This is a genomic window from Acinetobacter bereziniae (assembly GCF_016576965.1).
Lineage (GTDB): Bacteria > Pseudomonadota > Gammaproteobacteria > Pseudomonadales > Moraxellaceae > Acinetobacter > Acinetobacter bereziniae.
This window is the reverse complement of record NZ_CP066119.1, coordinates 1870401-1892640: the sequence shown is the minus strand read 5'-3', so window position 1 is coordinate 1892640 and position 22240 is coordinate 1870401. Positions and strand designations below refer to the sequence as shown.

The following is a 22240-nucleotide window of genomic DNA, read 5'->3' as shown; positions in this document are numbered from 1 at the left end:
AAAGATTGAAGTTATACAAAGAATGGGCATGAAAATTACAATTGCGACATACAAAGCGGGCTGCATACTTCTTGAATAATCATGATGTTGAGTCAAATTGCTGAAGTATGCAGCGTTACTTTTCCTTACTATCTGATCCATCCCCCGCCAAGCGCTTTATATAGCTGGATTTCATTGTTCAATTGTTCCAAACGCGTTTGGATTAACTGCTGTTGGGCAGCATATAAGGTACGCTCTAAATCTAAAACGACAAAGTAATTATCTTGACCTGCTTTAAATCTCAGCTTTGCCAATTGATATGCTTTCTCACTGGCATTCACACTTTGCTGCTGTGTTTTAATTTGCTCATCCAGTGTGGCTTGCCCTGCGAGGTGATCCGAGACTTCGCGAAATGCAGTTTGAATAGCTTTGTTATAATTCACTATTTCGATTCTTTTTAACACTTGAGCATGATTTAAATTGGCTCTATTCGCACCAGCATGAAAAATAGGTAAGCTAATCTTAGGAATAAAATTCCACATACCTGTTCCTGAATCAAACAGATCACTTAAACTTGAACTCGCAATACCGACTGAACCAGTTAACTGAATAGAAGGGAAAAATGCAGCACGTGCCACGCCAATATTGGCATTGGCACCTAAAAGCATATGTTCAGCCGCTCTAATATCTGGACGTCTCATCAATAAATCAGAAGGTAAGCCTGCGGAGATTTGCGAAAGCAATTTGCGGTCTGATAAATCTTTAGCTTGGTCAAGTTCTAACGCTATTGATTGAGACAAAGGCGTGCCCATCAATAAAATTAAAGCATTGCGATCTTGTGCAACCAATCTCACCATTTTTGACTGGTCAAATTGTGCCGCACGTAAGGACATTTCAGCCAAACTTAAATCAAATTGTGTGGCTTGACCATTTTTAACCAAAGCCTTAGTCAGCTCATAGGATTGTTGCTGTGCCTGAACTGTTGCACGTGTCAAACTCAACTGTTCATGGTTTGCCTGTAAGGTCATATATGCACGTGCAACTGCCGAAACTAAACTCATGTGTACCGCAGTTCGTGTTTCGTCTGAGGCTAGATAATTTTGTAATGCCTGTTCATTTAAATTTCTTAATCGTCCCCACAGATCAAGTTCCCATGCCACTGAACTTAACCCCAATTGATATATACGACGATTATAGGCAATATCTGACGGAAGCTTTTGAACTGTTGCATCAGCATTGGTGCTTAAATGTGGAAACAAGTCTGCACGTCGAATACGATATTGTGCTTCAAGTGCAGCAACATTTAGCGCAGCTATCTTCAGATCATGATTGTTCGCCAATGCATGTTCAATCAGTTGCTGTAGTAATGGATCCTTAAAAAAAGCCCGCCAGCCGATATCTAGAACATTCTCAGCATTCTTCGGATGTGTATATGTTTTTGGATACGCATCTCCTTGTGGATATTGCAACGCAATATCCACATTTGGACGTTCATATTTAGGAGCAAAAGAACAACCAGAAATCAGCACGATTAAAAAAGTAACAACCAACTGCTGATGAGGTATAAATCGATAACGTAAATATTGCTGTTGTATATGAAACTTGCTCATTACAATTTCTCCTCATTCGCTAAACGTGCCTTTTGTTCACGCGCTAAAATAAATTTCCGAATGACGACATAAAACACTGGGGTAAATAATAAACCGAATATAGTAACCCCAAGCATTCCAGAAAATACGGCGATTCCCATTGCATGACGCATTTCCGCACCTGCACCTGTGGCTAAAACAAGTGGGATAACGCCCGCGATAAAGGCAATCGAGGTCATTAAAATAGGACGTAATCGTAAGCGTGCCGCTTCCAAAACAGCGTCGAGTGGATCTAATCCCTCCTCTTCTTTGGTTCGGGCAAACTCAACAATCAAGATCGCATTTTTTGCAGCCAATCCTACCAACACAACGAAGCCAATTTGCGTAAAAATATTATTGTCACTGCCAGACAACCACACACCAACTATTGCAGACAATAGCGCCATAGGTGCAATAAGAAGTACTGCAAACGGCATAGACCAACTATTGTACTGAGCCGCCAAGATCAAAAAGGCTAAAATCACGGTTAGAGGGAAAATGTAGAGCGCCGTATTGCCTGCCATTTTTTCTTGATAGGTCAAATCTGTCCACTCATATGTCATGCCTTGCGGAAGTGTTTCCTTAACAATTTTTTCAATTGCATCTGCTGCCTGACCTGAAGAATATCCTGGCGCAGGGCTACCACTAATGTCTGCAGAGCGAAAACTGTTATAGTGCATCACACGGTCTGGTCCTGAGCTTCGGGTAATATTGACAAAAGTTGAAAGCGGAATCATCTCACCAGCACTATTTCTGACTTTAAGCTGTTCAAGATCTTGAGATTGCATACGGAATGGTGCATCTGCCTGTACAATCACTTTATAAGTGCGCCCAAAGCGATTGAAATCATTGACATAGATCGACCCCATATTGACTTGTAAAGTTTCAAAGATTTCATTTAAAGCCACACCTTGTGACTTGGCTTTGACTCGATCAATATCGACTTCAAGTTGTGGAGCATTTGCTTGGAAACTTGCCAACATGCCTACCAATTCAGGTGCTTGCGCAGCTTTTGCCATAATTTGTGCTTGAACCTGAGCCAATGCATTAAAACCATGTCCTGATCGATCTTCAATTTGTAACTTAAATCCGCCTGTAGAACCTAAACCCGGTACAGGTGGTGGTGGGAATATACCGACAAATCCGTCAGGAATTTGGCTAAATTTACCCATTAATTTGCCTGCAATGACATTGGCAGACAAAGAAGGATCTTGTCGTTGTTCAAACGGGTCTAACATGGCAAACATGAGCGCTGAATTGGGAATATTGACAGGTCCATTCACCGATAATCCGGGGAATGCAACGACACTTTCAACACCAGGTTCATCTAAAGCAATCTGGGTCATTTTTTTCACCACAGCTTCAGTTCGATCAAGTGACGCCCCTGTTGGAAGCTGTGCAATCCCGACCAAGTAATATTTATCTTGCGCAGGGACAAAACCGTTTGGAACCTTATTAAAACCTAGCCAAGTTAGCGCTAAAAATCCTGCATAAAGAAACAGAATAATTGCACTCATACGCACACCCTTGCGTACAGACCAAACATAGCCATCTGATGCTTTATCAAAGAAACGGTTAAATCGCTTAAAGAACCATCCAAATAAAAACTCGATCAATCGTGATAAACGATCGCGTTTTGTTGTATCACCATGAGGTTTGAGCAGTATTCCTGCCAACGCTGGAGAAAGCGTCAACGAGTTAATCGCAGATAAAATGGTTGAAATTGCAATCGTTAAGGCAAATTGTCGATAAAACTCACCTTGTAAGCCTGTTAAAAATGCAGAAGGAATAAACACTGCTGATAAAACTGCAGTAATTGCCAAAATCGGTCCCGTGACTTCCGTCATTGCCTTACGGGCAGCTTCTTTAGGTGCTTCGCCCCCGACAATATGCCGTTCTACATTTTCCACAACCACAATCGCATCATCGACCACAATACCGATGGACAACACCAAACCAAATAGGGTGAGTGTGTTCAATGTAAAGCCAAAATAATGCATTAATGCGAAAGTACCTACCAGTGAGACAGGGACTGCTACCAATGGAATGATTGAAGCACGCCATGTTTGTAGGAACACGATGACCACGATTACAACTAAGGCAATCGCTTCTAAAAGCGTGATGATTACAGATTTTAGAGACGCACGGACAAAAATTGTTGGATCATAGGCAATTTTATATTCCATGCCTTGTGGAAAATTCTTTTGCATTTTTTCCATACTGCGATGAACCGCAGTGGACACATCCAAGGCGTTTGCCCCTGGGCTTTGAAAGATCTGTAAAGCCACCGCAGGTTTGCCATCTAATAGGCTTCGTAAAGAATATGCATCTGCACCCATTTCAATGCGTGCGACATCTTTTAGATAAGTAACCTGACCATTCTCACCCGTTTTTAGGATAATCTCGCCAAACTGCTCAGGTGTTGTCAAACGCCCCAAGGTATTCACGGTAAGCTGAAATGCTGCTGAAGCATGCGGTTGCTGCCCGACAGAACCGGCTGCCACCTGAACGTTTTGTTCCCGAATCGTTTTGACCACATCATTTGCAGTTAAACCACGATATGCAATTTTTTTAGGGTCAATCCAAACCCGCATTGCATATTCTCCACCCCACGCTACGACACTTCCCACGCCAGGCAAGCGTGAAAGCTCATCACGTACATTTAAATTTGCGTAATTTGAAACATAGAGGTAGTCATGATATTTATTTTTCGATTGAAGATGGACCACCATCAAGATATCAGGAGAAACCTTTTGCGTGATTACTCCAATTCGTTGCACTTCAGGAGGTAGTCGAGGTAAGGCTCTTGATACCCTATTTTGTACCTGAATTTCTGCCAGATTGGGATCAGTTCCTTGCTTGAATGTTACGGTCAGCACCATTCGACCATCTGTAGCGGTTTGAGAATTCATATACAGCATGTTCTCAACACCATTAATTTCCTGTTCCAATGGTGAAGAAACAGTTTCTGCAATCACTTGTGGATTTGCACCTGGAAAACTCGTTGAAACTTGGACTGTAGGCGGCGTAACCGGAGGATATTCACTGAGCGGAAGTTTAAATAATGCCAAAGTTCCGACAATCAACATCAATACAGAAATGACGATTGCAAATATTGGTCTATCTACAAAAAAGTGAGGGAAATTTTTCATTATTTTTCTCCCTGATTCGCAACTTTAGCTTGTTGTGTATTGTCTTGCATAGGAACGATATTGGGGTTTACTTGCATTCCAGGTCCAACCAAACCTTTGAGAATGATTTTTTCACCAGATTTCAAACCTTGATCGATAATGCGAAGCCCATTAAACATTGCACCCAATTTGACAGGTCGATACTCAACTTTATTTCCAGCACCGAGTATCAAGACATAATTTTTATCCTGATCTGAACCGACTGCCTGATCATCTATTAAAATCGCTGGATAATTTGCACCTGTTGTTAACTGAATACGTGCAAACATTCCAGAGCTTAATTCACCTTGTTTGTTTTCTACTGAAGCTCTGACACGAATTGTTCCTGTGCGCTGGTCTACTTGGTTACTGATAAAATTTAATTGACCGAGATAAGGATGATTTTCGGTATTGGCTAATCCCATAGCGATGGGTAAATTAAGCAATCCCTGTTTGTTCTGCTCTTTTAACTTTAATAAGGTGGCTTCATCCAAATCAAAATATACGTACAAAGGGTTTACGGAAACAATGCTGGTCAACAAAGTCGTATTACTGGTATTGCCACCCGTGATTAAATTACCAGCAGTCACTAAAACGCGATCAACACGCCCTGATATGGGCGCTTTGATATTGGTATAAGACAAGTTAAGTTTTGCTTCATCTACAGCCGTATGTGCTTCTTGCACTTGAGCCTGACGATTGTTTTTTGTGGCTAGAGCGTCATCGTATATTTTTTTAGAAACCGCGCCACTGGCAAGCAATTGATTGGCACGATTAAAGTCTGCAATGGCTTGTTTATATTGGACATCAATCGCCTTTAATCGTGCTTGAGCAATGTCCAATGCCAATTGAAAAGGTTCAGGATCAATTTTAAAAAGTGTCTGACCTTTTTGGACATAACTTCCTTCTGGCACACTGACCCTTTCAATTACACCACCGATACGAGAACGTAACTCAACGCTTTGGGGAGCAGACAAATACCCCGTATATTCAGCAGTGGGTCTAAGTTCATGTGTAATCACTTCTGCGACTGGAACTGTAGGTGCTGGTGCTGCGGTTGCTGCCTGTGCTTGAGTTTTACTTTGTTGGTTTTGTGCATTATAAATGAGCCCCCCTGAGATCACAGCAGCGACTGCAATAGAGACTACGATCATTTTAGCTTTCATATTATGCCCCATTTCCTGAGATGCTACGGTGTATTCAAAACGTTGTTGTAGCGATAGCGGTCAGGTTAAAGCTTCCCATTACTGGAAAGTCAATAGGATTATTTAGTTATATTTAATGATTGAATAAGGATGAATAATAAAGAAAAAAATGCTGCAAAATTTTAAAAATTAACACCTATTATTTTTTCTAATTCGAAATTAAAACTTTAAAAATATCAAAATAGCGTTTTTATCAATTAAGTTTTGGTTGATGACTAAAAAGAATCAAGTTTTTTTCAACCATGAGATGTTCTCACGCTGCAAATAAAGCAGTGCTTTGTTTTTGCTTATATCCCCCGCTCAGCATGGCGACTTCCATGTCGTCTCAGGATAGAAAGGTGATCTATGATTCAAAAGTGCAAAACAAATGAAATCATCCAAGTCTTTAAAAACTTGTATAAAAAGCATAAAGTTCATTGCATATAAATGTTTGATATCAAAGCGCATGTATGAGTAATCAGGTGGTTTGATGATATATTAAATGATGGAAATCTAGTCTCAACTCAACCGATATGAATATGCTGTCGTGCTTTGATTTACTCAGAATTTTTTCCCTGCAAATAAAAGCTGGGAGCAAGACCTAATGAGCGTTTAAATGCGGCGGTAAAAGCACTACTGCTGCTATAGCCTAACTCCATTGCAACATGGGTAATGGGTTGACCCAATTCCATACGCATTAATGCATTCAATAAACATGCCTGTTGACGCCAATGACTAAAACTCATTCCAGTTTGTAGTCTAAAGATTCGAGTGAAATGGCGTCGACTCATCCCGACTTGTTTTGCAATTTGATCAAGATCTTTATCTAAACTGGGTGCTTTTAAAATCTCTAAACATAATGCGCTCAACCTTGCTTCTTGAGGCAAAGGTGCATTGAGCGGTAATTCAGGCATGATCGCAATTTCTTTAATCATTAATTGCATTAAATAATCATCTCTGCCATCCAGTTCATATTCCACAGGAATATCTATTGCCGCAGATAAAAGTTCATGCAGTAAGGGAGAAACATTAATGACTGCACAGTATTCTAACAACCCTGCTTTCTTAGCCACTTCTGGAACAATATAGGCACTGCGAGTTTTGGTGATGCCACGCATATGGACTTCGTGCTGTATACCATTGGGAATCCATAATGCACGACGGGGAGGAACAACCCAACTTCCAAGATCTGTATTGACCGTTAATACCCCTGTAATTGCATATAAACATTGCCCTCTTTTATGGCTATGACTGGGTAATATTGTGCCGTCTGGGTAATCATTCCCTGTTGCCATAACAATACGCGCTGTATCCTCAACATCACTCACCCGAATATTTCGCATGATTTTTCTCTTAAAAATGACCCGAACTCGATAGTTTATGTCCCAAATATGATTGTGGGTCAGTGAAGCTTCAGTTTAGGATAAAAACACTCAGAAACAAAGCCTTTTACCGAGTACTGCAAGCATAGAGAGCTTGTCGGAGAAATCATGCCAAGTCATAGCAATACCGTTGTCGAAACTCCATTTTCCCAAGAAAAAATTCCGTCAGATGATTACCCACAAAAATTTGTATTGCGCGTTGTCGGTGCTATCGCGATTGCCCATTTATTGAATGATTCTATTCAAGCCGTCGTTACAGCAAGCTACCCGATGTTAAAGGCAGAGTTTTCGCTCAGTTTTGCGCAAATCGGCTGGATTGCTTTGGTTTATCAAATTACTGCATCATTATTACAACCTTGGGTTGGCTTATATACTGACAAACATCCAAAACCGTATTTATTGCCAGCAGGTATGGGAGTCACCTTAGTCGGAATCGGTTTAATTGCTATCGCCAGCAACTTTCAAAGCTTATTGATCGCAGCAGCGCTGATTGGTGTTGGTTCATCAACATTTCACCCTGAAGCCTCACGTATTGCTCGTACTGCTTCAGGTGGTCGTTTTGGTACAGCACAATCGATGTTTCAAGTGGGGGGCAACACAGGATCAGCATTAGGTCCATTAGTGGCAGCAGCCGTGATCATCCCCAATGGTCAAGGAGCCATTGGGCTTTTTGTTGTGGTTGCTGCTTTAGCGATCTATGTGTTGTTACGTGTGACTAAATGGTTGCTTCAACAAGCACCAGTACAAGGTGTTGCAAGTCAACAAAAAACCTCCAAACTCACCCGCCACCAAGTCATTCAAGCGATGTCGGTGATTTGTGTTTTGATGTTTGCCAAATTTATTTATATTGCAGCCATTACCAATTATTTTACTTTCTATTTGATCGAACGCTTTAATGTTTCCATTCAAACCTCTCAACTGTATTTGTTTATTTTTCTCGGTGCGGTCGCACTTGGAACATTTGTTGGAGGTCCTGTTGGTGATCGAATCGGAAGAAAAGCTGTGGTCTGGGTTTCATTTTTAGGTGTTGCCCCTTTTGCGCTCATGCTTCCTTATGTGGGTTTAACAGGAACAGCGGTACTCACCGTAATTATTGGCTTGGTGATGTCCTCTGCTTTTTCGGCTTTGGTGGTATATGCACAGGAAGCCGTTCCAGGGCGTGTCGGCATGATTGCAGGTTTAATGTTTGGTTTGATGTTCGGAATTGGTGGTGTAGGTGCTGCGGGACTGGGTCATTTAGCAGACACACATGGAATTGTCTGGGTCTATAAATTATGCTCATTTCTTCCTTTATTAGGATTTATGACAGCCTTACTGCCAAATATACAACAGAAATAAAGTAAATCTCATGATCAGTAAAGCAATGTCTTTACTGATCTTTTCTAAAAAATTACCCTTTCATCATAAAACTCAAGTTGCTTCTTTGCATTTTTTCATACTTATCAAAACTAAGGCTAACTTAGTTCCAAACTTACAATCGGCATGCTATAAAATATTGGTTTACTTTGCTGATCACAGCGACAAATGTTCAATTAAAAAATCGATAAAAATACGTGTCTTGGCGGGTAAAGAACGGGTATTTGAATAGAGCAATTGAATATTTTGTACAGGCAAATCAAAATCAGGCAATAAACGAATCAATCGCTGTTGTTGCAAATCATCTTCAACCAACCACGCTGGGCAAATTGCAACGCCCATAGAAGCCAAAACCATTTGATGAATCGCTTCAGCTGAATTAGATTCGTATTGGTACCTCACAGAGGGTAAAGCGTACTGTTCACCACCACGGTTTTGTAAAACATATTGGGTATCCTGCCAGTTTAATAAACTGTGTCCAATCCAAGGGACATGGGCTAAGTCTGCAATCTGATTGATTGGATGATGTGCTAGAAATTCAGCTGTAGCAACTAAATAAATTGGGTATTGACCAATTTTTCGAGATTTCAATGATGAATCTTTTAAGTTTCCCAACCGAATAACCAAATCAAGTTTTTTAGTCACCAAATCATCCAAAGAAGAGTTAAAGGTATATTGCAGTTGTAACTGAGGATATTGTTGGCAAAACTTGCCTAGCAGCGGTAAAACAAAGCGTTGTCCAAATTCATTGGTTGAAGAAAATCGCAGTACCCCTGTGACATTGCTACTAAAATTTTGACTACGCTCAAAAGCTGCATCAACCTGAGACTGAATCTGTTTGAAATCATTGTATAAATTTTAACCAACTTCAGTTAAAGCAATATTACGGGTATTGCGGATCAGCAAATTGACATTTAATCGTTGTTCTAAATGTTTGATATCAATACTGACCATAGAACGACTTAATCCTAAAATCTCAGCAGCCTTGGTAAATGATCCTGAATCTACCACCTGTAAAAAACTGGTAATTTGTTTGAGATTTTTCTGCATGAAATCACTCATTGTTTGAGATTATTAAACAATGATTTTACTTCGCCTGCATCGACAATAAAAGGTCAGCATCGTACGCTTCCTCATCTTGGAGGTCGCTATGTCTTACCGTTATAAAGTAGCAACAGTATTTTTACTTGGGTTCTTTATTGATTGCATCAATATTTTTATGTCAGCAATCGCTTTACCCAGTATTGCAGCTTTCTTTTCAGTCAATCCATCTATAACCGCTTGGATCAGCAATGCCTATATTCTTGGTTTGGTCTTGATCATGCCAATCAGTTTGTGGCTTTCAAGCCTAATGGGATACCGAAAGCTACTTTGTTTTTCAATGTTATTGTTTTCGTTCAGCATTTTCTTCATTGGTTTTAGCACATCCATTTATAGTTTAATTTTCTGGCGCTTTATTCAAGGCTTAGCAGGTGGTTTATTAATTCCTGTTGGGCAGGCATTGGTATTTGGTTTATTCCCTAATCATGAACGGCAACGTATCTCAACTCTGATTATGGCGATTGCTTTAATTGCTCCTGCGTTTTCCCCAACACTAGGTGGAATCATTGTAGATACGTTCTCTTGGCGTTGGGTATTTTTTTCAAACCTCCCATTTTCATTACTGACCGCATGCCTAGCTTGGTACTGGGTTAGAGATGAGCAACGTCAGTCCGATCAACACCCTGATTTTAAAGGCGTGATTCTCATCAATACTGGACTTTTATGTCTATTGTTGTCATTTTCATTCTATACAGATCTACATCATATTTTCTTTGCGATCACAAGCTTCGCAATTTCAGTCTTGATGCTTATTGTTTATTTGCGGCATTCAACGCACTGTCATGCTCCCATTCTCAATCTGCAATTATTAAAGAATTGTAATTTACGGACAGCATTTATTGTCTATTATGCAGTACCTGGCATTTTTACTGGCGTGAATTTACTCAATATCTTTAATTTGCAATTTAATCTTGGTTTTAATGCCAAACAAACAGGTCTATTTATGTTGCTCTATGCCTCTGGGGCATTTATTTCTATGACCAGTGGTGGGATTCTCTACCATCGCCTTGGAAAAAATACATTATTTGTGATTGGGATTTTGCTACATAGTGTCGGTATATCTTTACTATTTTGGGTATCGAGTTTAAGCGATTTAAGTATCTTAATTTTTGCCTATCTACTCATGGGCTTAGGTGGAGGTTTGAGTGCCAATATCGCTCAAATCAGTTCATTACAAGATTTTAAAGGACAAGATTTATTACAAGGAAGTGTGCTGTGGAACATCAATCGCCAAGTGGCTTTTAGCATAGGTACTGTCGTTCTTCTTTCTATCTTTAGTGTTTTACCCATCTCAAATAGCTTAATGCATTACCAATATACTTTTCTCATCGCAGCACTATTGTGCGCAATCGCTTTAATTTTTGTTTGGAAGGAGAAGCCGCATGAATCAACAAATCAATGAAGCTTTAAAAAATATTGTAGATCTACATATTTGGATTGAAGATGTATTTACCAATCCCAATGCACAAGACAGCTTAAAAAAGCTTTTGTCGAGTTTTGATCAAAATTTTAAAATGATCACAATTCAGGGGCATTGTATTTCTTTGGCAGAAGTCAGCTCTTTATTTCGTGAAAATATCGGTAAAAAATCCGCATTAAAAATTACTATTTCAAATGCTATTCCCTTATTTGAAGCTCAAAACCATTATTGGATTCAATATCAGGAGCATCAGCAGACTTCAGATCATGCGCAGTTAAGAATCTCAACTGCTTGTATCAGAGTTGAATCTGGAAAATGCTATTGGCAATATCTACACGAAACACTTGTTCAATAAATCTAATCGTATTTTTAATTTGATATAGGCTTATATCTAAGATTTGAGTAACTGGGCTCTACAGCAACATTCATGGTATAGGTTAAAGATTTTAGGTGAAACAACGAATTTAATGCTTTGTTGCTTCACCCAAATTCCACAGATTGACTCAATCTAAAAATTGTTTTGAGGATTTTAGTGGAACTATTCTGAGAATTGTTCCACTAAAATCATGAATCGTTCTCATCAGCTCAAATCAATCACTTAAAACCCATCTATGGTGAATAGCGAATTAACCTGCCGCCACTTCTTCACTGATCCATTGTTGTAATTTGCGAGGTATATTTTTTGTGTTTTCATCAAAACCAAAATATTGCACACCATCATAAGAGCTCATCAACGCCATAACTTTTCCTGTTTTGGTATTGACGGCGATCACAGCTTTACTCGCGCCTGCCCCTTTAGGATCATAACCGCTACCAATTAGCCAATCACCCTCACGTTTCATTGCACTTGATACCACTAACGATGTTTTAACTTTGCTGTATTCTTTGCCTGTTAATTGTTGGAACTTCTTTTTCCAAGGTTCTGCCTGAATCACATCATAAGGTAGTTTTCCATCTGGTTTCGCCATACCGACAGTGGCGACTGGGCGTGTACCACACTGTCTTTTGATTTCAGCTTCATAACCAATATTGCCAACTTCCTGCACATTGACACTGCGACCAGCCTTATCCGCACATTGTTCCCATTGCTGTAAGGTTTTTGCCTCAGCAAATAGTGGGATAGTTAACATGCCTGCAATTAAAAATTTAATCGTTTTCATCATTGATCCTTTATCTAGATTGTATTGTTTAATAACCTGACTTTTTCACAAGTTTTGGTGCTTCTGCTTTCTTGACAGAGATCAGTTTTGCAGTATCAAACCCCTCACTCTCACCCCTATATACGGCATAATCACCAACAGTCACTGTGGCATGCCCCGTGTAACCCTCATAACCTTGTTTAGACTTTTTATTAATTTTAAACGCATTGATGGCTTGACTAGACTGGGTAAAACAGAACCATCGTGAACGCTGATCGTTCGAAGTCCGTGGAATCAATTTATCCGAAGGTGCATAAGGATGAAAACAAACCACATCCCCTAAAACTTCATCTTCAAAATAATATGAATATTCGCCACTGACCGTGATTTGTCCTGTGTATTGATCAAACTCACCTGTACTATTCTTTAACTTTAGACCTTCTGCGTGTGCGATCAGCGGAAAGCTTAAAATAGCTGCCAGTAAAATTTTTTTGATTTTCATCCTGTTGTCCTTGAACAAGTGATTTATTTTCAGCACTAGTAGCTGATCTATCATGAAATTATCTAAAGCATTGTTCCATTTTTTTGATGCGATGTTTTCTGAATCATTCAGCCCAAATCCAATAATCTAAATGTATAAATCCGAACAAAACTCATCATGTTGAGATTATTGAGCATCTAATCTTTAAAATTATGTGAAACTGTTAAATACATAACTTAAAAAATTGAATGTGTTTTACATAAAAAATTTTCTATATACAGCGAATACTTGATCCTTTTTCTGTTGAAATAAATATCTATATTTTATCCAAGGTTCAAACTTAGCTTAAAACTTCTGCTTATTTTTCAGCAAGTACGCTTTTATTTATATCATTTTTTTGTAAATCTGATTTTGGTATTTCTCATATTGCCAAACATATGTGACATAATTAAAAAAATAAACACATGAAAAATAATTTAAAAAAATAGAATTATTGATCAAAAACTTTATTTCATATTTATTGAAATATTATGCAATACTGACACTAGTCTGTTGTGCAAAAATCAAATTATTTGATGCTATTTTGCTTAAACTTTCTGGGATTATAACAAAGATTCATCTATCAATATGCAAAAGGCTTATACGATGCAATTAGATAAAATCAATATAAAACAAATTCTTGGCATAACTACATTGATGCTATTTTTATCTGCATGTCAATCGAGCAGTGTCAATAAAGTTGTCAAAGACCTCCCTTCACCTCAAGGTCATTATCATGTTCAGGTACTTCAATGCCGTGCAAATGATGCGATGTTTGGTGGTGCAACACAAGTTCAAGTATCAGTACTAAAAAAGGGTGAAACTGAAAGATGTAGAGCTTTTATTCAGTCGATTAACCAGTTTTCAGTGAATACCATCGACTTTGGGCATCCCAATAATGCTTTAGAGTTAGAATGGTTGTCTGAAAATAAATTAAGAGCGTGGCATCGAAGTTTTGCTAAAAATCCAAACAAAAGCTTTATTGGACCTTATGTATATGAAAAAAGTGGTCGCTCATCTATAGAAGTTATTTTTTCACCAAAACCATAATCATATTTTTAAACTTGAAATGCTTTAAGAGCACGGTTGTGCTTGATCTCATTTAGAGTAACCTGAGTTCGATAAAAATCCTTGATGAAATATGATACTCGGAAACGTCATCAGCAACTGTTCGAGGCAGGACTACTTTTATAAGATATTGTTTCTGCGACAGATTAAATGTATTACTATTAGTTGACGAGTTTTGCGGTGAGCAGCGATGTCGCTGCGCAAGATGGTTGCCTTGCGGAGCTTCGCTCCTCATGCCAAAACAAAGTATGGCTAGCCACAGGCTGATCTAAAAATTGGATGAACACTCAGCAAGACTCCGCTGAGACTTATTTTTTTCAATAAGTTAAAGGTATGTTTGCGTCGAACTCACATTAGAGTATATTTTTCAAAGCTAACAAAGCTTTTTAATCAGTAGACCTTTTGCGAAAATCATTTTTTAATCATCCAATTGATTAATCCGGCTATCAAATTCACTCTTAAACCAAAGCGTTTACACCTATTTCTATACCACTCAGACAATATCCGAAACGTCTTTAATTTTGAATTAGGGGGCTGTACTAGATTAGCAATGTGCTAATCTAGTACAGCCCCTTAAATTTTAAATAATAGACCTCTTGCACTAGTCAAAATTTAAGCAGATATGATCTTTGATTTATAAGGTATTAAATAAAACCTAAATGACTAAAAAACCTACTTTCGCAACAAGTCTAATAAAAATAATAAACTCAATTATTTGATTATCATCAGACTTTTAAATCTTTCGCACTTTATGTTTAAATTCACTCCTTATTTAAAAGCTATAACCAATATTTAAATTGATCCGATAACTCCATTGATCGCTTTTATCTGATGAGGCAGAAGTCCAGCCAGTTGCATTACCTGCGCCACCAACAACATTGGCATTTTTACCCCATAAGTAATCCGTCCAAACCAAAAATGGTGAAGCAATAAACATCATTCCCGTAGTATTCATCTGTGATGAAGCCCAATCACTCCGCTTTTTATCAAAATAACTATAGTCGTTATAGAAGCGGATTGCTTTTAATTGTCCAAAATTTTGAATGGGCAAAACATAGGCAAAGTTTAAACTTGCAACGGTTCCTTCTGAAGCAATGAAATAAGCGGGAGTTAAACCATTTCCTCCCATCAAAGTCATATCATTATTCACACCATCAGGATTTTCAGCATCATATTGATAATGAATCACTGAGCTTTGTAAATTAAAGCGTTTGTAATTGTTATCAGTATGCACACCCAACGCATAATACTGACCATTTTTATCCGTCAGTTTATTGTGCAATTGCGCGAATGCACCTGAAACGCCAAACTCTTGCTGACCAAATGCTGTTTTTAGCTTGCGAACAATACGCATATTAAATTGATGACGCTTTTCATTTTGATAATTTTTTTGTGTAGGGAAAGCATTATCGGCGAGATCATCATATGTGGCACTCTCTGGTGAATAACGCAAATTAGTTGCCAACATTTCAGGATAATATCCCAATTTAATATCCCAATCTGTGTTATGAAAATTCCAATTCATCCCTGGCGCACTGTTATTGCCATAACCTAAAAAGAAAGGGATATGGTTGAGCCAACCATTTTGAGTATAAGGATAAATGGTAAAAGGTTTATAGACAAAACCTGCCTCTAAACTCTTATTTTCATCAAAGTTATACCCAACATAAGCTTTCTCAATCGATCGTTTCTCTTGATCTTGAAAGATATAAGATGCATTGAGATAAGCATCATCAAATTTACCCGTAAGTGTAATTTTAAAAATGTCGAAATAGAGCTTACCAAAACCAACATTGGGACCATCCCAACTTTCATAACGATGATTAAAACGTATCACACCATCTAGCTTTAAGGTTTCACTTTGATCTTCGCTTTTCCACTCAAGCGCTGTGTTTTGGGCAAAAGTGTGAGACATATAACCTAAAGATAATACGGCAGATAACGTGACTATAGATGCATTTTTCATAGCTGATTCCTTCAATTTTTTACCAACGATCCTGTTGGTTTTCTTGTTTTACCTGTAAAACATAGTTTTTATTGATTTTTATGCAAAAAAAAATAATCCTCCTTGTGAAATCAATGAACATCTGAATCTCTTGCGATAGCTTTTTCAGATGTTCATCTAAAAATTAATACAATTTCTTTTGTGGTGGTCCTGCAAAGTCCAGTGGTCCAATCGACTTCATATCCAGTTCAATCACACTTGGACCTTGAAAATCAACGGCTTGCTGAATGACTGTGTTAAATTCATCAGCACTGCCGACTTTCCAGCTTTTGACTCCCATTGCTTCTCCTAAAGCTTGATAGTCAGGGGTATGTAATTCATTAAAATATTGGCGTCCACCAAAGTAATTATTTTGGATACCTCGCATCACGCCATAACCACCATCATTCATGATCATCAGCACCATATTGGTATTTTCTTGTGCCATGGTGGCAATCTCACCGATACCCAACATCAAGCCGCCATCACCGACTAGACCAATCACTTTCTTGTCTGGATTGGCAATTGAAGCACCTATCGCAGTTGCTAGACCGAGACCAATGGCTCCTGCTAAAGAGTGAATATTGAGATTTGGTGCTTGTACTGAAAATAAACGGCTGCCCCAAGTACTGCCCGACATGGTGATATCTCGGACAAAAATACCATCTTGAGGTAATGCGGCACGTAAGTAATCACAAATCAGGGCATATTGATCTAACTGAGTACGTAAAGCATCTATTGCTGCCTGTTTTGCCTGAACAATGGCTTTATCGTATTCTGCATCTACTTTTGATACATCTGCTAAGCCAGCCACTACGCCTTGCAACACATGTTTAGCATCAGCACAGACAAAGTGACGTACAGTGTAATTACGCTGTTGTGCGACTGGATTAGCATCGATTTGGATAATATTGTCTGGAAACTGTACTGAATAAGTTTTCGTTTCATTACTGCGTAAACGCGAACCGACCACAACCAATAAATCAGCGTCTTTTAACAGTTGTTCAACTGCTGCTGAATTATGAAATGCTCCCAAACTACGAGGATGATCATCTGCCAATACACCACGTGCATGGGTAGACGACACAATAGGTATTCCCAAATCAGCAATGGCTTTAACTTCTTCCACACTTTTCAATGTCCCACCACCAATCCAAAATATCGGACGTTTGGCTTGTTTAATTTCCTGAACAATCAAATCAACTTCAACTTGCTCAGCCTGTGGTAATTCCAGTGCTTTTACTGGACCTAAGTTAAGTGGTAAATCGATTTCAGCCGCTTGTACATCTATAGGCAATTCAACGCTGACAGGACCCATGGGTACAGTTGTTGCAACACGAATTGCTTCACGAATCACCCCTACAGCATTATCTGGACTGGTAATGCGAAATGCAGCTTTACTGGATGCTCGTAAAAAAGTCAGCTGATCTTTGGTTTCATGAATAAAACTGGCATCACGATCAAGATATTCACGTTCCACTTGCCCAGTTAAATGTAAAACTGGACTACCTGCATTCATTGCTTCGATCAATGATCCTACAGCATTTCCTGCACCTGCGCCTGTACTGGTTAAAGCAACCCCTAAACCTTTAAAGCGCGCATGCCCATCTGCCATTGTCACCGCACCGGCTTCGCCACGAGCAGCGACAAAACGAATTTTTTCACGGCGCCCAACCGCATCAGCGATGGGTAAGTTGTGAATCGAGATAACACCATAAATACTCTCAACTTGGTGCGCTTCTAAAACCCGAGCGATTGCTTCACCTACATTTACACGTTCTGTCATTATTTGTTCCTCAAAAATTTTTTCATTCCATGAATAGATCAATCACACCAAGGATTTGGCTGTTCGCTTAATCCCATATAAATACTTTTTTGTTGCATATAAGACAAAATGCCTAAACGACCTTTTTCACGACCTATACCACTGTCTTTAAATCCGCCAAACGGTGCCGAAATCGAGAATTTTTTATAAGTATTGATCCAAACTGTCCCCACCTCTAAAGCACGAGCAATTTGCCACGCTTTACGATAATTTTCAGTCCAAATACCTGCGGCCAATCCAAAACAACTTGCATTGGCTTGGGTAATCAAATCAGCCTCATCGTCGTACTTGATGACGACTAACACGGGACCAAAAATCTCTTCCTGACAGGTTTGTGCAGCATTATCCAAACCCGTAATAATGGTCGGTAAGTAATAACTGCCTTTTTCCAACTCACCATCCGTCAACGCTTGACCACCTACTACGACTTGACCACCTTCTTGCTTGGCCAATTGGACATATGCATCCACAGATGCCAAATGCTTAGGATTAATTAAAGAACCGAGATGCACACCTGCAGTCTCAGGATGCCCTACACGTAAAGCTTTGGTAATTTCAATCAAGCGATTGAGAAACTGATCATAGATACTGCGATGAACAAATAACCGTGAACCTGCAATACACGCCTGTCCTGCCGAACTAAAAATACCGTAAGCCACCCCCTTAGCAGCCAATTCAATATCTGCATCTGGCAATACAATGGTCGGTGATTTGCCACCAAGTTCTAAAGAAGTGGTGATTAATTTCTCCGCAGCAAGATGTGCCAAATGACGACCCGTTGTTGTCCCCCCAGTAAATGAAATTTTACGTACCAATGGATGTTTTACGATTGCATCACCAATCACAGAACCACGCCCCACCAAAACGCTTAATAAGCCTTTGGGTAAGCCAGCTTGTTCAAAGATTTTGGCAAGTTCCAAAGCGATTAAAGAGGTTGCCTCTGCGGGTTTAAGAATGACTGCATTTCCAGCCGCTATTGCAGGGGCAAGTTTTTGCACCTCACTGGCGATCGGCGAATTCCACGGTGTGATCGCTGCAACAACACCCACAGGTTCATGTACACTCATGGTCATGAAATCTGCTGCACGTTGTGTTGTTAATTCATCATTTAACGTTTCACAAGCCGCCGCCACATAACGTGCTGTTGCAGCTGCACTCGTGACCAAAGCACGCGTTTCAGTTAAAGGTTTACCATTGTCACGGGTTTGTAATTGGGCTAGTTCTTCGACACGTGCTTCAATGATCTCAGCTACTTTATATAAAATTCGTGCACGTTCATGCGGCATACTGTTGCGCCAACTTGGTTGTCGCCATGCTAAATCTGCTTTTTTAATTGCTTCATCAACATCATCCAAACTTGCAGTCGAAATTTCTGCATTCACAGATTGATCAGCTGGAAACACACTCTCGATAATATTGCCTTTGCCTAATCGCCATTCACCTGCGATATAAATTTGCTTTACCATGATCAAATCCTTTTATATCTGAATTGCTTCAACGCTGTTACGACATGCACGAATCACACTCAATGCAGCCAATGTTGAAGTTTTTGGATTACTTGCCAACGGCACACCCACCAACTCAATGGTCATTTCACCAAACATGCCTTCCGCTACAATGGTGTGTTTGTTCTTGTTGATATGCGGATCAACACTTAACTCAACCATGGTTTGATCCATTCCTAAGCCTGCAAGCGCAATCGTAGCTGCAACATTGGCATTGGCTGGAAACTTCAACGCTGCCTCTCTGGCTGTACCTTTGAAAAATACAGTTGCTTGATTTACATGTTCAAGGTCAACCAACTGTTCTGCATAGCTACCACGCCAACTGTTTGGACTCTTACAGCCCTTATAGGTGACCTTTTCCAGCCCGCCTTCTTTGGCTGCTGAAATTCCATCAATTCCTGCAATTGCGCCTGCTAGTAAATGCAGATGTGCATGATGCTGCTCAGCTGTAAGTTTGAGTAGAGTCAAAAACTCGTTATCTGCCAAAGTTCCCACCGAAATCAGACCAATGGTCCAACCTTTTTCAAGTACTTTTTGTGCATGCTCTTTCACTGCTGCTTGTCCTGCCACTTCGATCACATAATCTGGTGTGCCATGACACTGATCAACTGAACTGATCACCTGTACATTGTTTGAAACAAGTGCCTGAACTTTTTCAACGCTCCGTACAGGTACAACAATCCACTTGAGCTGTAATTCTTGAGGTAGATGGGCATACACTTCTGCGGCCATTGCGCCAAAACCAATCATCATCAACTGTTTCATGGAAACACCTTATAAATGTTTGTTAAAACCACCTGATACATCCAAAGCTGCACCTGTGGTATAAGACGCCAACGGTGATGCCAGAAATACCAAAGCATGTGCAGGTTCTTCTGGCTTACCTAAGCGCTGCATGGGAATACCCCTTTTTTTTGCAATATCGCCGGTCCATTGTTCCCATGATGCGTTTGCATCCGAACGGTTTTCGAAACGGCATTTCCATTGCGCAGATTCCACCATGCCCAACAGAATCGAATTGACACGAATGCCGTATTGACTGAATTCATGAGCTAAAGAATGTGTTAGATTTAATAAAGCTGCACGTGCAGATGAGGTTGCAATCATGTGAGGTTCTGGTTGTAACGCCAATAAGGAATTGACATTGGTAATCGAACCACATTGCGACTGTTTTAAATCATTTAAAAAAGCGCGAACTGGATGTAATACACTGAAATATTTCAATTCAATTTCTTTCATCCAATCTTCATCTTGAGTATTCTCAAAATTTGAAACACGCCCTTGACCCGCATTATTGATCAACATATCAACATTGCCGAGTTGCTGATTGACCTGTTGAGCAAATTGTTGAACATCATTTTTGTCTAGAACATTACAGATTTTGGTAAAAACTTCAGCATCTGGGTATTTTTCTAAAATAGAGTTTTGCGAAGCTGTCAAACGTTGTTGGTCTCGACCACACCATGCCACTTTGGCGCCTTCAGCAACTAAAATTTCGACTGCAGCCAAACCAATCCCTGACGAGCCACCTGTGACAACTGCTACTTTTCCTTTAATGTGGAAGCTCATATCCATATCTCTCGTTTAAATCTTAATTGACTGATAAAACAATATTGTTGAACTGTTCAGGTTGATCGACATAACTCAGATGACCTGCATCTGTAATGAGATGGTAACTGCCCAATTGCATCTCTAGGTTGAGTTCTTTAATTGCTTTTGCAGGGGTTATTTCATCTTTATCACCGGCAATCACTGCACAAGGAACATTTATTGCTGTTAAATAATTTCTGATTTCATCATAAGCCAGCAAATAAGAGGCTCGAGTGAAACCATCTAAACTGAGATGGCTCATCACTTCATTCACCAAAGCTAAAGCCTGATCATCTTGTTTATAAATCAAATACGGTCCACGGCATGCCGCCATACCTGCATTACCCAGTGTTTTCAACATATTCGGACGTTTTTGATAAACTTGAGTTTTCACATCTTCACTCGAACGTTGATAGCCTTGCGCTGGGTTAGCAAGAATCAAGGCACTCACCCGCTCAGGATAAAGATGAACAAAAGCACTGGCCTGTAAAGCGCCAAGGGAGTGCCCAATCAAAAATGCCTTGGAAATATTCAAAGCGTCCAACAAGCCGAACAAACGTTGCGCATAATCTGTTGCATTCGGTTGAGACGTATGTAAACCCACTGATTGACCATAACCTGGCGCATCCCAAGCAATCACATGAAAATAACGACTGAGTACATCAAGCTGATTGATCCAAGATGCTGAACCTGAGCTAATGCCATGTAGTAAAACCAAGTACTGCCCTTGTCCCGCCTCGCGGTAAGCTTGCACATCATCCTTGACGATTACGGTTTTAACTGGATATTTGGCTAATACATCAATCAGTGTCATCATTTCATTCCTTTTATCGGTATCCGATCAAACGATTAACGTTTGATTTGAGACAATGGATGCTCAGGCGGATAGTTTGGAATCGTCGGTTTACCCGCACCTAACATCACACACATCAAGGCATCTTCCTGACCTGGATTAAACAAGCCACGGTAGATCCCAGGTGGAATTGAAATTAGATCACGCTCTTTCAGCTTGGTTTGGAATTTCTCACCGTTATGCTCAATGAACAGATCAATCTCACCACGTAGCATAAAAAACACTTCTTCCACATCATGATGAATGTGCAAAGGACCTTCACACTGCGGTGGGAGCACCATGGTAGAAAACGTAAAGTTTTCAGCTGGAACAGTATTGTTATCATCGGCAACACCTGTTGCTCCTGTTCCCATATAGCGCATTTGCGCGCGACGATATTTCGGGTCATAGTCAGCTTGAAACTTCAAAGCATCAAAATCATATTTGCGTGTTTCAAAACGGGCAATTCTTCCATTTAACCAATCTTCTAAACTTGTTCCGTTCGGTTGAGTCCATGTTTCAAATTGTTGAGTAGTCATTTTTAACTCCTGAATATC

Annotated in this window: 17 protein-coding genes and 2 pseudogenes; 4 read left to right on the top strand and 15 right to left on the bottom strand. The window is 39.7% G+C overall.

Annotated elements, in window-relative coordinates:
- Positions 1 to 128: 128 nt before the first annotated feature.
- The 4 genes from I9192_RS08780 to I9192_RS08765 all read right to left on the bottom strand — a co-directional run bounded on the left by I9192_RS08780 (position 129) and on the right by I9192_RS08765 (position 7304).
- Positions 129 to 1589 carry an efflux transporter outer membrane subunit gene (locus I9192_RS08780; RefSeq protein ID WP_005029717.1) on the bottom strand — a complete coding sequence of 487 codons (1461 nt, stop codon included), beginning with the start codon at positions 1587 to 1589 and terminating at the stop codon, positions 129 to 131.
- Positions 1589 to 4759: an efflux RND transporter permease subunit gene (locus tag I9192_RS08775; protein WP_200150344.1), complete on the bottom strand. Its 3171-nt coding sequence runs from the start codon at positions 4757 to 4759 to the stop codon at positions 1589 to 1591. The genes I9192_RS08780 and I9192_RS08775 overlap by 1 nt, the downstream gene beginning before the upstream one ends.
- Entirely contained in the window at positions 4759 to 5943 is a 1185-nt protein-coding gene (locus I9192_RS08770) for an efflux RND transporter periplasmic adaptor subunit (RefSeq protein WP_004831261.1), read from the bottom strand. Before I9192_RS08770 ends, I9192_RS08775 begins: the two co-directional genes overlap by 1 nt.
- 575 nt (positions 5944 to 6518) lie before the next feature.
- Positions 6519 to 7304, bottom strand: coding sequence for an AraC family transcriptional regulator (locus I9192_RS08765; RefSeq protein ID WP_004831262.1), 786 nt, complete (start codon positions 7302 to 7304; stop codon positions 6519 to 6521).
- A gap of 147 nt (positions 7305 to 7451) precedes the next feature.
- On the opposite strand from I9192_RS08765, the gene I9192_RS08760 reads away from it, so the two are divergent.
- Positions 7452 to 8681: an MFS transporter gene (locus I9192_RS08760; RefSeq protein WP_200150343.1), complete on the top strand. Its 1230-nt coding sequence runs from the start codon at positions 7452 to 7454 to the stop codon at positions 8679 to 8681.
- A 174-nt stretch (positions 8682 to 8855) separates the two neighbouring features.
- Here I9192_RS08760 and I9192_RS08755 read toward each other — a convergent pair.
- Positions 8856 to 9749, bottom strand: a pseudogene (locus I9192_RS08755) (LysR family transcriptional regulator).
- 100 nt (positions 9750 to 9849) lie between these two features.
- Between I9192_RS08755 and I9192_RS08750 the strand changes: the two are divergent.
- Entirely contained in the window at positions 9850 to 11202 is a 1353-nt protein-coding gene (locus I9192_RS08750; RefSeq protein ID WP_200150342.1) for an MFS transporter, read from the top strand.
- Positions 11183 to 11575 carry a hypothetical protein gene (locus I9192_RS08745; protein WP_200150341.1) on the top strand — a complete coding sequence of 131 codons (393 nt, stop codon included), beginning with the start codon at positions 11183 to 11185 and terminating at the stop codon, positions 11573 to 11575. Before I9192_RS08750 ends, I9192_RS08745 begins: the two co-directional genes overlap by 20 nt.
- A gap of 271 nt (positions 11576 to 11846) precedes the next feature.
- Here I9192_RS08745 and I9192_RS08740 read toward each other — a convergent pair whose 3' ends face one another.
- Together I9192_RS08740 and I9192_RS08735 are read right to left on the bottom strand one after the other, a co-directional pair.
- Entirely contained in the window at positions 11847 to 12380 is a 534-nt protein-coding gene (locus I9192_RS08740) for a hypothetical protein (RefSeq protein WP_004831267.1), read from the bottom strand.
- A 28-nt stretch (positions 12381 to 12408) separates the two neighbouring features.
- Complete coding sequence (locus tag I9192_RS08735) at positions 12409 to 12861, bottom strand: hypothetical protein (protein ID WP_005029733.1); 453 nt, start codon at positions 12859 to 12861, stop codon at positions 12409 to 12411.
- A gap of 624 nt (positions 12862 to 13485) precedes the next feature.
- Between I9192_RS08735 and I9192_RS08730 the strand changes: the two genes are divergently transcribed.
- The gene (locus I9192_RS08730; RefSeq protein ID WP_005029736.1) at positions 13486 to 13929 is read left to right on the top strand and encodes a hypothetical protein; all 444 of its coding nucleotides are present in this window, start codon (positions 13486 to 13488) and stop codon (positions 13927 to 13929) included.
- A 429-nt stretch (positions 13930 to 14358) separates the two neighbouring features.
- On the opposite strand, the pseudogene I9192_RS08725 reads toward I9192_RS08730, so the two are convergent.
- The 8 genes and pseudogenes from I9192_RS08725 to I9192_RS08690 form a co-directional block, all read right to left on the bottom strand.
- Positions 14359 to 14475, bottom strand: a pseudogene (locus I9192_RS08725) (IS5/IS1182 family transposase); the annotation flags it as partial.
- A 244-nt stretch (positions 14476 to 14719) separates the two neighbouring features.
- Entirely contained in the window at positions 14720 to 15913 is a 1194-nt protein-coding gene (locus tag I9192_RS08720; RefSeq protein ID WP_005029737.1) for a hypothetical protein, read from the bottom strand.
- A 163-nt stretch (positions 15914 to 16076) separates the two neighbouring features.
- Positions 16077 to 17717 (bottom strand): thiamine pyrophosphate-binding protein, encoded by a 1641-nt coding sequence (locus I9192_RS08715; RefSeq protein ID WP_005029740.1) that lies wholly within the window; start codon positions 17715 to 17717, stop codon positions 16077 to 16079.
- A gap of 38 nt (positions 17718 to 17755) precedes the next feature.
- Complete coding sequence (locus tag I9192_RS08710; RefSeq protein WP_005029742.1) at positions 17756 to 19222, bottom strand: aldehyde dehydrogenase; 1467 nt, start codon at positions 19220 to 19222, stop codon at positions 17756 to 17758.
- Between the two features lie 12 nt (positions 19223 to 19234).
- Positions 19235 to 20026, bottom strand: coding sequence for an aspartate dehydrogenase (locus tag I9192_RS08705; RefSeq protein ID WP_005029744.1), 792 nt, complete (start codon positions 20024 to 20026; stop codon positions 19235 to 19237).
- 9 nt (positions 20027 to 20035) lie between these two features.
- Positions 20036 to 20830, bottom strand: a complete 795-nt coding sequence (locus I9192_RS08700; protein ID WP_200150340.1) for an SDR family oxidoreductase — start codon at positions 20828 to 20830, stop codon at positions 20036 to 20038.
- Positions 20831 to 20852: 22 nt separating this feature from the next.
- Positions 20853 to 21668 (bottom strand): alpha/beta fold hydrolase, encoded by an 816-nt coding sequence (locus tag I9192_RS08695; RefSeq protein WP_010591064.1) that lies wholly within the window; start codon positions 21666 to 21668, stop codon positions 20853 to 20855.
- 32 nt (positions 21669 to 21700) lie between these two features.
- Entirely contained in the window at positions 21701 to 22222 is a 522-nt protein-coding gene (locus I9192_RS08690; RefSeq protein WP_005029752.1) for a cupin domain-containing protein, read from the bottom strand.
- Positions 22223 to 22240: the final 18 nt, after the last annotated feature.